The organism is Microbulbifer sp. YPW1, assembly GCF_013367775.1.
Taxonomy (GTDB): domain Bacteria; phylum Pseudomonadota; class Gammaproteobacteria; order Pseudomonadales; family Cellvibrionaceae; genus Microbulbifer.
In genome coordinates this window covers 3,937,317-3,950,025 of record NZ_CP055157.1, presented here as the reverse complement: position 1 = coordinate 3,950,025, position 12,709 = coordinate 3,937,317, and the positions used below count along the sequence as shown (strand labels likewise).

Annotated in this window: 10 protein-coding genes; 7 read left to right on the top strand and 3 right to left on the bottom strand. The window is 56.7% G+C overall.

From position 1 onward, the window contains the following. The first annotated feature begins 40 nt into the window (after positions 1 to 40). The 4 genes from HUW35_RS16000 to cysB all read left to right on the top strand — a co-directional run bounded on the left by HUW35_RS16000 (position 41) and on the right by cysB (position 5,396). Positions 41 to 2,413 carry a TonB-dependent receptor gene (locus tag HUW35_RS16000; protein WP_181253220.1) on the top strand — a complete coding sequence of 791 codons (2,373 nt, stop codon included), beginning with the start codon at positions 41 to 43 and terminating at the stop codon, positions 2,411 to 2,413. A 140-nt stretch (positions 2,414 to 2,553) separates the two neighbouring features. Continuing rightward, positions 2,554 to 3,234 (top strand): TetR/AcrR family transcriptional regulator, encoded by a 681-nt coding sequence (locus tag HUW35_RS15995; protein WP_078083652.1) that lies wholly within the window; start codon positions 2,554 to 2,556, stop codon positions 3,232 to 3,234. Between the two features lie 13 nt (positions 3,235 to 3,247). Further along, positions 3,248 to 4,183 carry a 5'-nucleotidase gene (locus tag HUW35_RS15990; RefSeq protein ID WP_181253219.1) on the top strand — a complete coding sequence of 312 codons (936 nt, stop codon included), beginning with the start codon at positions 3,248 to 3,250 and terminating at the stop codon, positions 4,181 to 4,183. A 238-nt stretch (positions 4,184 to 4,421) separates the two neighbouring features. Further along, positions 4,422 to 5,396 (top strand): HTH-type transcriptional regulator CysB, encoded by a 975-nt coding sequence (gene cysB, locus HUW35_RS15985; RefSeq protein ID WP_181253218.1) that lies wholly within the window; start codon positions 4,422 to 4,424, stop codon positions 5,394 to 5,396. 103 nt (positions 5,397 to 5,499) lie between these two features. Here the strand turns inward: cysB and HUW35_RS15980 are convergent, their stop codons facing one another. The 3 genes from HUW35_RS15980 to HUW35_RS15970 form a co-directional block, all read right to left on the bottom strand. Continuing rightward, entirely contained in the window at positions 5,500 to 5,775 is a 276-nt protein-coding gene (locus HUW35_RS15980; protein WP_181253217.1) for a hypothetical protein, read from the bottom strand. Positions 5,776 to 5,924: 149 nt separating this feature from the next. Beyond that, positions 5,925 to 7,256, bottom strand: coding sequence for an aminodeoxychorismate synthase component I (pabB, locus tag HUW35_RS15975; RefSeq protein WP_255463345.1), 1,332 nt, complete (start codon positions 7,254 to 7,256; stop codon positions 5,925 to 5,927). Positions 7,257 to 7,392: 136 nt separating this feature from the next. Then, positions 7,393 to 8,256, bottom strand: coding sequence for a pyruvate, water dikinase regulatory protein (locus tag HUW35_RS15970; protein ID WP_181253216.1), 864 nt, complete (start codon positions 8,254 to 8,256; stop codon positions 7,393 to 7,395). Positions 8,257 to 8,549: 293 nt separating this feature from the next. Between HUW35_RS15970 and ppsA the strand changes: the two genes are divergently transcribed. From ppsA to rraA, 3 genes are all read left to right on the top strand, one after another. Continuing rightward, positions 8,550 to 10,913: a phosphoenolpyruvate synthase gene (ppsA, locus tag HUW35_RS15965; RefSeq protein ID WP_181253215.1), complete on the top strand. Its 2,364-nt coding sequence runs from the start codon at positions 8,550 to 8,552 to the stop codon at positions 10,911 to 10,913. A gap of 553 nt (positions 10,914 to 11,466) precedes the next feature. Further along, complete coding sequence (locus HUW35_RS15960) at positions 11,467 to 12,045, top strand: L,D-transpeptidase (RefSeq protein WP_255463344.1); 579 nt, start codon at positions 11,467 to 11,469, stop codon at positions 12,043 to 12,045. A gap of 174 nt (positions 12,046 to 12,219) precedes the next feature. Next, positions 12,220 to 12,708 carry a ribonuclease E activity regulator RraA gene (gene rraA, locus HUW35_RS15955; RefSeq protein ID WP_181253214.1) on the top strand — a complete coding sequence of 163 codons (489 nt, stop codon included), beginning with the start codon at positions 12,220 to 12,222 and terminating at the stop codon, positions 12,706 to 12,708. Position 12,709: the final 1 nt, after the last annotated feature.

Below are 12,709 nucleotides of genomic sequence, written 5' to 3'. Positions count from 1 at the left end.
TGGGCAGGCTCCCGATAAAAATAACCCGTGGGGAGTAACGATGACGCTATCAAATGAGGCATTTGTGGCCAGAAAAAATCTACTGGCTTCGACTATTGGTGCGGCAGTATTGACCGTCAGTGGCGGTGCGATTGCTGCATCTGAAATTGAAGAGGTGACCGTCACCGCGCAGATGCGTGCTGAGTCGCTCAAAGACGTGCCGATGTCCGTCAGTGCATTCACTGGCGATACCATCAAGAATTCCAATCTGTCGGATTTCAAAGACCTGTTTGCCCTGACACCGGGTATTTCTGGTGAAACCACCGACTCATACTTCGACTCCGTGTCCGTGCGCGGTGTGAATAACAACAGCTTTGGTTCCGGCAGTGATCCGGCGCTGGGTATCTTCCTTGACGGGGTTTACCAGAGCCGGACCGGTGCAACACCGAGTATGTTTGACCTGGACCGCGTAGAAGTCGTGAAAGGCCCGCAGGGAACCCTGTTTGGTCGTAACACTGCTTCCGGTGCCATTTCCATGACCACCCGCAAGCCCGGTGAGGTGTTCGGCGGTGAAATGTCCGTGAATGCCGGTCAGTACGGTCGCCTGGATTTTGAAGGCGCTGTAGATATGCCGGTAAGCGAAGATTTCGCTGTGCGTATCTCCGGTATGCACCAGGAACAGGATGGTCACGTCAAGAATCTCGCCGGTGGCCGCGACCTGGGTGCCAGTGAAGCGGACGCGATGCGATTTACTGCTGTCTACGAAGGCTTTGAAGACACCACCGTTACCCTGATGGCGCAGTACGAAGACCGCTTCAGTGACGGCACTATCTATCGCGCGCTGGGCACCGACGGTGACTATGATGAGGTCTATAACGATCAGCAGGGCATCGACCAGTCTGAAATTGGTGACATGGTCCTGACTGTCGAGCGTCAGTTTGAGAGCGTTACCTTCAGCTCCATCACTGGTTACAAGACCCACAACTATACCTATGTGGAAGATTTTGACGGCACCGACAAGCCGATCGATACCTTCGTGCGCGACCAGTCCGGTGATTTCTTCAGTCAGGAATTCCGCCTGACTTCCGATAATGCCGGTCCATTCAACTGGGTGCTGGGTGCCAGCTACTATCAGGAAGACCTGGACGCTTACTTTGCCGGTGTTGATGCCGAGGACTACATCTGTGCCGGTGCCATGGAAGTGGACTACGAGCTGGATGTGGATTCCTCCATGACCTGTGCCGAACTGGCACTGGCCTATCCGGATGATATGGACGATGCGTTCTGGACCGGTGGTGATCCCTGGGAATATGCGCCCACTGCAGGCATGGATATTCCCGGTGGTGTGATGATCGGCGACGGGATGTCCGTGGAAGAGTCGTTCACTAGCGGTGAATATAGTGGCTGGGGTGTATTTGCAAACACCACCTTTGATCTGAGCGAAAAAACCAGCCTGGGCCTCGGTATTCGCTACACCGAAGACCACAAAAAATACACTGTGGACTCTCCGTGGCCAGATACCTGGACCGGTGGCTGGAATTACCAGCTGATGTTCACCGATGGCCCGATCACTGGCGATCAGACCTGGAGCAATGTATCCGGTCGCGCCACGCTGAACCACGACTTCTCTGAAGCGGTTACCGGTTACGCGAGCGTCGCCACCGGTTATAAATCCGGCGGCTTCGACTACCTGTCTTACCGTGTGACCGATCCAGCGTTCGCCGCGGACGAAGATGCCTGGCTCGAGGAGTACGAATGGACCGTAGACAGCAGCAACGGTGAGCCGAATCAGTTCGATGAAGAGCAGGTTCTGTCTTACGAACTGGGTGTCAAGGCACGCCTGCTGGACAACCGCCTGCACCTGAATGCGGCTGCGTTCCAGTACTCCTATGACGACCTGCAGCAGGCATTCTTTATCGGTGCCGCCGCGGTAACCCGCAACGTGGGTGAAAGTGAAGGTCAGGGCCTGGAGGTGGATGCGCGCTGGTTGATCACCGACAACCTCGACCTGTACATGGGTATGGCGTGGCTGAACACCGAGTTCTCCGGTGCACCGGAAGAGCTGTGTGAAGGCTGTGACGGTAACGAGATGGCGTTCTCTCCGGCGTTTTCCTCTGCCACTATCCTGACCTACACCACAGATGTTGGTTTCGGTTCTCTGGCATTGTCCGGCGAATACACCTACACCGGTGAGCAGTTCTCCGACCTGGATAACACGGAAGAGGTGAAGCTAGACAGCCGCGGTGTCGTTAATCTGCGTGCTTCCATCACCGCACCCAGCGACAGCTGGACTGCCGGTGTCTACGTGGAAAACCTGACTGGTGAGGAGTTCTATCACTGGGGCTACGCCGAAGCGGACTACAACCTGCCGGCCACCCAGACCGATCCGTCTCGCGGTCGTGTAGCGGGCGTCAGCCTGGACTACCGCTTCTGATTCACTCAGCGTGACTCAGCGATTTCTGTCTCGCATCGAGCAGAATCGGAAAAAGCCGGCTCCCGTAGCCGGCTTTTTTTGTTAATGAGTAGGCGGCCTATTTGTGATAAAAATGGCACTTCAGTGAAAAGGATTACGAAGTGTCGACTGCAGAACAGAATCGCCGCAAAAATCAGTTATCACCGCGTCGGGAACCGGTGCAGGCGCGTGCCCGGGAGAGGGCTCGCCAGATACTGGATACCACCGGACGCCTGCTGGAGCAGGTGGGCCTCAACGATCTCACTACCATTCTGATCGCCAAGGAGCTGGGTGTATCGGTAGGTTCTGTCTACCACTACTTCCCCAATAAGCACGCCATCCTGTACGCAATGGGTGAGCAGTGGCTGGCGAGTCTCACCGAGCGCCTCGACGAGCTCGCCGCAAGTGAGCTGGAGCAGCTGAGTCTGAAGGAATTCCTCGACGACCTGCTGGAAAGGTGGGTTTCGGTCTATCGCGAGCAGCGCGGTCTGTTGCCTCTGGTGCAGGCCATGTGGGGGATTCCCGAGCTGCACGAGCTGGACGAGCGCCACGATGAGCTGGTGATCAGCCATTTGATGGATATGTTCCGTCGCCTTGGCTTTACCTGTCCGGTCAATGAAACCAATCGCCTGGCCCGCGCCACCCTTGAAACCTGTCACGCCATGATGCTGGTAATTGTTAATCAGCAGGGCGTGCGTTCTGATCGGACCCGTGCGGACCTGTTGAATATGTTGATGGTGCTGCTCGAGCCGCACCGCAACGATGAAAAACCCTCCGGCCTCGACGATATCGAGGGCCCCTGATTTTTGATTATCCATGAGTAGCAATCCGCAAGTCACTGCTTCAGGCAGCAACAAGCTTATTATCGCGATTTCGTCGCGGGCGCTTTTCGACCTGCGCGAGAGCCACCAGATCTACGAAGAGCAGGGGGTGGAGGCGTTTTCCGCCTACCAGGTCGAACGTGAAAACGATGTGTTGCCCAAGGGCGAGGCTTTTTCACTGGTCGAGAAGTTTCTGCAGATCAATGAGCGGCTCCCCGGGGATCCGCGGGTGGAAGTGATCCTGCTGTCGCGCAACAGTGCCGATACCGGGTTGCGGGTGTTCAATTCCATCGAGCACTACGGGCTCAAAATCAGCCGCGCCGCTTTCTGCAATGGTGGTAGCCCGTATCGCTATATCGCCCCGTTTGGCTGTCATTTGTTCCTGTCCACTGATGGCAGTGATGTACGTCGTGCATTGGAGCAGGGTGTGGCTGCCGCGACCCTGATTCCCGGTGGCGCGCGTGAGCGGGGCGATGAGGTGCTGCGCTTTGCATTTGACGGGGATGCGGTACTTTTTTCGGATGAGGCAGAGCAGATCTTCAAGCGCGAAGGCCTGGCTGCGTTCACCACTGCCGAACGCGCTTCCGCCCGGCAGCCGTTACAGGGCGGACCGTTCAAGGGGTTTCTCGAGGCCCTGCAGCAGCTGCAGGCGGAATTCCGTGCGGAAAACTGTCCGATTCGCACCGCACTGGTTACCGCGCGTTCGGCGCCTGCCCACGAACGGGTAATTCGCACTCTGCGTGCGTGGAATATCCGTATCGATGAATCCATCTTTCTCGGTGGCCTTCCGAAAGGCGAATTTTTGCGCGCGTTCGGCGCCGATGTATTTTTCGACGACCAGCCAAATCACTGCGCTTCTGCTGCTGCCCATGTGGCCACCGGTCACGTCCCTCATGGCATTGCCAACGTCGAGGAGTATGACGCCCCCTGACTGTTGAAAAATTGTTCTCCAGAATCCGGTCTGCGGCGCTTTTCTCTCCTCGAAAGTCACTTTTAGTAACTTTTTATTTATTTTTTAAAGGTTGATATAGCGCGTTGTTGGCCCAGCGGGCTTTTGCCTGCTATTCTTTTCCAGCATAAAGTCACTAAGTTTTTATAACCGTTGGCTGGCGTGAAATTGAGCATTGCCGGAAAATGGCACTGGCGGCCGCGGTAGACAGGGAGAGGCTATGAAGCTGCAGCAGTTGCGTTATATCTGGGAAGTGGCGCATCACGACCTCAATGTTTCAGCCACGGCCCAGAGTCTGTTCACCTCACAGCCGGGGATCAGTAAGCAGATTCGCCTGCTCGAGGACGAGCTCGGTGTCGAAATTTTTGCCCGCAGCGGCAAGCACCTTACGCGGGTAACCCCGGCCGGGGAGGCCATCCTGAAGACCGCCGGCGAGATCATGCGCAAGGTGGAAAACATCAAGCAGGTGGCGCAGGAGTTTAGTAACGACAAGCGCGGCAGTCTTGCCATTGCTACCACCCACACCCAGGCACGTTACGCGCTGCCACCCGTGATCAAGGGATTTATCGCCCGCTATCCTGAAGTGTCCCTGCACATGCATCAGGGCACGCCGATGCAGATTTCCGAAATGGCCGCCGATGGCACCGCCGATTTTGCGATCGCTACCGAGGCGCTGGAGCTTTTCAGCGATCTGGTGATGATGCCGGTGTATCGTTGGAACCGCTGCATCCTGGTGCCCAAGGGGCACGAGCTTGCGCAACTACCCAAGCTCACCCTCGAAGATGTCGCCAAGTACCCGATTGTTACCTACGTTTTCGGCTTTACCGGGCGCTCCAAGCTGGATGAAGCATTTCTCGAGAAGGGGCTTTCGCCGAAAGTGGTATTTACGGCGGCGGACGCGGATGTCATCAAGACTTACGTGCGCCTTGGCCTCGGCATTGGAATCGTGGCGGATATGGCGGCGGTGGAAGACGAGGATAGTGACCTGGTCGCACTGGACGCCAGTGAATTATTTGAAAGCAGCGTGACGAAAATTGGTTTCCGCAAGGGTATTTTCCTGCGCGGATTCATGTACGAGTTTATTCAGCAGTTTGCGCCACATCTGACACGCGAACTGGTAGAGCAGGCTTCTCAGGCGTCATCCCGTGCAGAGGTCGACGAACTCTTTTCGCATATCGACTTGCCAGTTTATTGATTTCTGGCGCGATCGCCTGGCCTTGAAATATAGGCAATGAAAACGCAAAAGCCCGGCTGAATAGCCGGGCTTTTGCGTTTGGGGTAGTGCGCGCGGATGGGCGTTACCGGTTATTCAGCACTTCTTTCACGAACTTGAAGTATACGGTATACACCTCGGGTTCCTTGCCTTCCTCTTCGACGACAAAGAAGGGGGCGCGCTGCACGTTCAGGCGCTGTGCCAATTGCATGCCGGGACTCTCCAGGTCGCGCTCATCGGCGATCAGAATTTCATCGAGAAACTTTTCCTGGTCATTTTCCTTGAGCTTTTGCTCGACGTCGTTGCACTTGGCGCACAGGGAGCCATCGGCAAGCACTTTTTTCACCAGAGTAATTCGCATGGGACACTGCCTTATGATTCACAGCCCGGCAATCTTTCCCGGGCAATATCTGGAATGGAGATTGGCGCGGAATCTAGCAGAGTCCGGATGGCGGTGGAAATATCGAAGGGCGATAGCTTTATAACCCGATTCGGGGCCACCCCGGATGATCAGGAAAAGCGCGCTTCCAGGGTCTCCAGTAGCAGTCGCACCTTGTCCAGGCATTCCCTGTGTTCCGCCTCGGGGTTGGAATCCGCCACGATGCCGCCCCCGGCGGCGCAGCTGATACGGCCATCGCTAGCGGTCAGCGTGCGGATGGCAATATTCGAGTCGGCGCGCCCGCAACTGCTGATATAGCCGATGCTGCCGCAGTAGACGCCGCGCGGACTGCGTTCCAGTTCGCGGATGATTTGCATTGCCCGTCGTTTCGGTGCTCCGGTAATGGAGCCGCCGGGGAAGGTGGCCGCAAGTACGTCGGTGAACGCCATTTCTTCGGGCACCTGGCCAGTGATGGTGCTGACCAGGTGATGTACGTTGGTAAAGCTCTGGAGTTCAAAAAGCGAGGGTACCCGAACGCTGCCGCGCTGGCATACCTTGCCAAAATCATTGCGCAGCAGGTCCACGATCATCAGGTTTTCCGCACGGTCCTTACGGCTCGCGCAAAGGGTGCGGGCGAGTTCGGCGTCCTTAACTTCGTCCGCGCTGCGGGGCGCTGTGCCCTTGATGGGCTCGGTTTGCAGGAAGCTGCCGTCAGCGAGCACGAAGCGCTCGGGGGACAGGCTCAGAATTGAACCCTGTGGCATCGACAAATACGCGGAAAACGGGCCTGCGGCGACGTCCCGAAGCGCGAGATAAGCGGTGAGCGGGCAACCCTCGAAGTCGGCATCAAAGCGCTGTGTGAAGTTTGCCTGGTAGATGTCACCTGCGCGTATGTAGGCGAGGATTTTCTCGATATGCGCCTGGTATTCCGCCGCACTGAATTCGTGACGAAAGCTGGAGGTGAGTGAGAATGACTCGCCGCGCGGTGGGCGGGACCAGTCGAGACTGCTGAAACGCGCTTTCAGGTCGCGCACCTGTACGCTGGTGCATGCAGGATGGAATATCAGATGGGTTGCCTGCAGCTGGTGATCGACGATCAGTGCCCAGGTATAGAGGCCGAAGTGGCCCGCGGGCAGTGCAGTAGCGCGCGTATCGGCGGGCAAATAATTACCGCTGTTGCCCAGTTCATAACCCGCGTAGCCAATTGCGCCGCCACAGAATGGCAGTTGCTGATCCATGTCCTGAGGGGCCAGCTCACACAGCAGGTCATCCAGCGCTTCGAAGGGCGCCGGGTCAGACGGTGATAGTGTGAGATTGTTGACCGGGTCGGCGCTCAGGATGTCAAAGCGTCCACCGCGGGGTCCCGATACACCGGAGTCCAGCCACACCGGATAGGGCAGGTCTGCCAGGGCCGCGAAGGCGGCGCCGGTATTGGGAGAATAGGGCAGGGAGAGTATTTGCAAAACGTCAACCAAACTTCCGGGCGGGTTCACCGCACAGGTTCCATATCAGGCTGCCAGGCGCCGTCGCGCGGGCGGCAGGCAGTGCCGGCCTTGTGGGCGGCGCTACTTTACTCCAAAACGCGCTCCTAAAGAAAATCTAGTCGATTCTGCGCTCAATCCCGGCCTGGGACATCAGGCGGGTGGCGAGCTCCTCAACCGACAGCTCTGTAGCATCCAGATAGGGAATCTGAGCCCGGCGCAGAATCTGTTCAACCTGGCGGACCTCGAATTCACACTGCTCGGGCGAGGCGTAGCGGCTATTGGCGCGGCGCTCCTGGCGAATACTCATCAGTCGCCTCGGGTCGATGGTAAGGCCGAAGAGTTTGTGCCGGTACGGGCGCAGTATCTTGGGCAGTGCGGTGGAATCCATGTCTTCTTCGGTGATCGGGTAGTTGGCTGCGCGCAAGCCGAACTGTAGCGCCAGGTACAGGCAGGTCGGTGTTTTGCCGGAGCGGGATACGCCCACGAGAATGATGTCGGCGCTTTCAAATTCCCGTGTACGACGTCCATCATCGTTGTCCATGGCAAAATGTACCGCATCGATACGCGCCGAGTAGCGTCGATCATCTGCGATACCGTGGGATACGCCCACAGTGCGCACAGGGTCCGTGCCAAACAGGCTGGCCAGTGGTGCGAGATAGCTTTCGAACACGTCGAGCATCAGCGCCGAGCTCTGGTGTAGCTGCTTGCGAATCTTTTCGGACACGATACTGGTGATGATGATTGGCTGTAGGCCCGAATCCTCGGCCGCGCGCTCAATGCGCTGCAGTACCTGATTCACGCGCGCGTCGGAATCCACGTAAGGCACGGTGACCTGTTCTACCGGTTGATCGCGAAATTGCGCGAGCAAGCTGTGGCCAATGCCCTCTACCGTGAGGCCGGTACCATCTGAAATAAAAAACGCGGTGCGTTTTCGGGTTCCCGGGTTTGCTGACGGGGTGGTTTTTAGGGACTCGTTCATAGACTCGGTATCTGTATAAGCGGGCACATGGATTCCGCGAATGGTATCCCATTCGTCTGTAGATTTGGCAGTATGATTGACTCGCAGGCGGTTGGCGCGGCCACTTTTCGCGGTATTTTGACTCGCCGTTTCCCTGCGGACTGGATTGAGCGTAACCCAATACCGGTAAGTGCGTAATTCTGTAGAAAAATTACAACAGAAATAGGGGCTTTTTGTCGGTTTTTGCGGGGTATTATTTACAAAACCCTTCCTTATAATCTGGCGCCTCAACAGCAGTTGCAGAGGGCAGCCCATTGACCACTTACACTCTCGAATTCGCGAAGCTGGGTATGGCAGACGTCGACAAGGTCGGCGGTAAGAATGCATCGCTGGGAGAGATGATCTCCTCCCTCGCTGACGCGGGTGTCAGCGTGCCGGGTGGCTTTGCCACCACCGCGGATGCATTTCGTGAATTCCTGTCCGGTGCCCAGCTGGACACCCGTATCGCAGAGCGGCTGAAGAGTCTGGATGTCGACGACGTGACCGCTCTGGCCGCTGCCGGTGAGGAAATTCGCCAGTGGTTGCTCGATGCGCCTTTCCCCAGTCAGCTGGAGACTGAAATTCGCGCGGGTTACGAGGCCCTGGGCGGCGGTGAAACCGCTGTAGCAGTGCGTTCCTCGGCGACGGCAGAAGACCTCCCCGATGCCTCCTTCGCAGGCCAGCAGGAAACTTTCCTGAATATCCGCGGCATTGATGCGGTTCTGGAGGCGGTTAAGGAAGTGTTTGCATCCCTCTATAACGACCGCGCTATCGCTTACCGGGTGCATACCGGCTACGCGGATGTGGGTGTTGCCCTGTCTGCCGGTATCCAGCATATGGTGCGCAGCGAAACCGGTGCCTCCGGCGTTATGTTTACCCTCGACACCGAGAGCGGTTTTCGCGATGTTATTTTCGTAACGGCTGCCTACGGCCTCGGTGAAACCGTGGTGCAGGGTGCAGTAAACCCGGATGAGTTCTATCTGTACAAGCCGGCGCTAGAGGCAGGCCGACCGGCTATTTTGCGCCGCAACCGCGGTAGCAAGGCCATCAAGATGGTCTACGACGAAAGTGGCGAGTGCGGCCGCTCGGTGAAGACTGTGCAGGTGGCAGAAGAGGATCGCTTACGCTTTGCGCTGACCGATAAGGAGCTCACCGAGCTGGCCAATCAGGCGCGCAAAATCGAGGATCACTACCAGCGTCCGATGGATATCGAATGGGCCAAAGACGGTGATACCGGCAAGCTGTTTATCGTCCAGGCGCGGCCGGAAACCGTTCGCTCCCGGGACACCGGTACCAGCATCGAACGCTACAAACTGCACGAACGCAGCGACATCCTGTGTGAAGGCCGTGCGATCGGTCAGCGTATTGGCGCGGGCAAGGTACGTGTACTCGATTCCGTCGAGGACATGGCCAAGATGCAGGACGGCGAGGTGCTGGTCACCGATATGACCGACCCGGACTGGGAGCCGGTGCTGAAAAAGGCCAGTGCTATTGTTACCAATCGCGGCGGTCGCACCTGTCACGCAGCGATCATCGCCCGAGAGCTGGGAATCCCCGCGGTAGTTGGCTGCGGTGACGCCACCGAAAAGCTGTCTACCGGTACCCCGGTGACCGTGAGCTGTGCGGAAGGCGATACCGGGTTTGTGATGTCCGGTGAGCTGGATTTTGAACGCTCTCTGACTGAAGTTCAGGACATGCCGGAACTGCCGTTCAAGATCATGCTTAATGTGGGCAACCCGGATCGGGCATTTGCGTTCAGCAACCTCCCCAACCAGGGCGTTGGCCTGGCGCGTCTGGAGTTCATCCTGAATCGCATGATCGGTATTCACCCGAAGGCGCTGCTTGAGCTTGATCGCCTGCCGATCGATCTGCAGAAGAACATCCGCAACCGCATCGGCGGTTACGCATCGCCGGAAGATTTCATCGTGGAAAAGCTGGTGGAGGGGATTTCGACCCTTGCCGCAGCGTTTGCCCCGAACCGCGCCATCGTGCGTCTGTCGGACTTCAAGTCCAACGAATACGCGCACCTGGTCGGCGGCCAGATGTACGAGCCAAGTGAAGAAAACCCCATGCTCGGTTTCCGTGGTGCGGCCCGCTATCGCTCCAAGGACTTCCGCCAGTGCTTTGCCCTCGAGTGTAAGGCGCTGAAAAAAGTCCGCGACGAAATGGGGCTCACCAATGTAGAGATCATGGTGCCGTTCGTACGAACTCCGGACGAGGCTCGTCAGGTAGTGGAGTTGCTGGAGCAGAATGGCCTCAAGCGCGGTGAAAACGGGCTCAAGGTCATCATGATGTGTGAGCTTCCGTCCAACGCGTTGCTGGCCGATGAGTTCCTGCAGTACTTTGATGGATTCTCCATCGGTTCAAACGACCTGACCCAGCTGACACTGGGGCTGGACCGGGATTCTGGTTTGGTAGCGGATCTGTTTGATGAACGGGATCCCGCGGTAAAAATGCTCCTGTCCCGCGCCATTCAGGCGTGTAAAAAGGCAGGGAAATACGTCGGCATTTGTGGCCAGGGACCATCCGACCACAAAGATTTTGCCCAGTGGCTGATGGAAGAGGGGATCGACAGCGTTTCCCTGAACCCGGATACCGCCGTAGACACCTGGCTGTACCTCGCCAATCAGAAAGTGTGACACAAAGAGAAAATACAAAGCGCTATCCCAAGCGCAGGCCAGACCGAGACAAAACACACAGTTTTTTTGTCCCGACCCGCCTTGACTCCGAAAAAAGCGACCATTTTGGTCGCTTTTTTTGTGGATGTAGCAGAAATATTTTTCTATTCATCACGCTATATCGACGAACACATCATCGCCGGCCATTCAGCCACGATCTTGTGACCCCTGGCCCGGCACCTTATGACGATTGCCATTTTCCATAAAAGTGCTACCTCCCCATATAAATCAATCTAAGCGCCCATCCCCCGGTCAATAGAATCGAACATGCACCCCGGGTTCCGAATCGGTTTCAGGGTGCCGCTGGGCATGGATTCCAGATGAAGTCGGGTTCTCAAAAGCTTCCCTATGGGTTTCTGAAAATCCGGTTTGAAAAGGATCTGATTGATGTACTGATTGAGGTGTTGCTATGCAAACAAGTCTGTCATCCACGCGAACCAGAAGCCTGTCTGATCGGCCGGCGCAGCTGATACAGTGTGGCGAAACACCAAGCCAGGGGGAGAATGCAGGCGCAGTGGCAGCTGCATCACCGCCCCTCAGTCGAAATCTTATCGGCGTCATGATGCTCTTCACCGCGTTACTCTTTGGCGGGCTTTGGCCATCACTTGCCGACGCGCACACCGGTGCTAACTGGTTTGATGACCAGGCAGCGATGAATTCTTCCGGATCGCCCTCGATACGTATCAACCTCTCTGAGCAGAAAGCCTACTTTTACAAAGGCGGTCGCCTGGTAGGGGTGTCCCTGGTGTCCTCCGGTAAGCAGGGCTTTCGCACCAGCCCCGGGAAATTCCGCGTATTGGCCAAGCGGCCAAATCATCGCTCCAGTATCTACGGCAGTTTTGTAGACCGAAATACTGGTCGCGTAGTGAAGGCGGATGTTGATACCCGCAAGCATCGCCGTCCCCCGGGCACCTATTATCGCGGTGCAAAAATGAATCACTACATCCGGTTCAATGGTGGTATTGGACTGCATGCATCGGGTCATGTGCCCCGTTATCCTGCGTCCCACGGTTGCGTCAGAATGCCGCCGCATATGGCCCGTAAATTCTTCCAGTATTCACGTGTCGGCATGCCCGTTACCGTGACTTACTGAGGCCAGTTGGCAAGCCCGCTTGTCCGCAGTTTGCATAGGGGCAAGCCATTTACCGGGTACTATCCATTGGGATAATACCCGGTATTTTTGTGTTTGGGCTGTGACTGAGGTGGTAGGCGGCTATTATCGCGGGCGCTGCAGTGTTTTATTTTCCCTTAGCCTCAGGAGCCCGCAATGACTTCCAAAACCATTTCCACTCCGGATCTCTGTGATGAGTTTGAAGCCCTTGTACAGGTCGTTGAACCCATTTTCGTCAACTACGGTGGTCGCGAGCAATTTGGCGGGCAGATCGTCACCATAAAATGCTTCGAGGACAACTCTCTGGTGCGCGAGCTGGTAGCCGAACCGGGGGAGGGCAAGGTACTGGTAGTGGATGCAGGCGGGTCCATGCGGCGAGCTTGTCTGGGGGATATGTTGGCGGAAAAAGCCGTCGCCAACTGCTGGGCTGGCATCTTGATGTACGGGTGCATTCGCGATGTGGATGCGATTTCTGAGCTAGAGTTAGGAGTACAGGCGCTCGGAAGTCATCCCATGAAGACCGAAAAAAAAGGGATCGGGGAACGCGATATCGCAGTGACTTTCGGCGGCGTTACCTTTAATCCTGGAGAGTATTTGTACGCCGATAATAACGGTGTGATAGTTTCTCCCCAATCGCTTATGTAAA

Bases quoted from the DNA above. Each gene is read 5' to 3' on its own strand.
- HUW35_RS16000 (WP_181253220.1), top strand. From the start codon at position 41: ATGACGCTATCAAATGAGGCATTTGTGGCCAGAAAAAATCTACTGGCT.
- HUW35_RS15990 (WP_181253219.1), top strand. From the start codon at position 3,248: ATGAGTAGCAATCCGCAAGTCACTGCTTCAGGCAGCAACAAGCTTATT.
- cysB (WP_181253218.1), top strand. From the start codon at position 4,422: ATGAAGCTGCAGCAGTTGCGTTATATCTGGGAAGTGGCGCATCACGAC.
- HUW35_RS15980 (WP_181253217.1), bottom strand. From the start codon at position 5,775: ATGCGAATTACTCTGGTGAAAAAAGTGCTTGCCGATGGCTCCCTGTGC.
- HUW35_RS15970 (WP_181253216.1), bottom strand. From the start codon at position 8,256: ATGAACGAGTCCCTAAAAACCACCCCGTCAGCAAACCCGGGAACCCGA.
- rraA (WP_181253214.1), top strand. From the start codon at position 12,220: ATGACTTCCAAAACCATTTCCACTCCGGATCTCTGTGATGAGTTTGAA.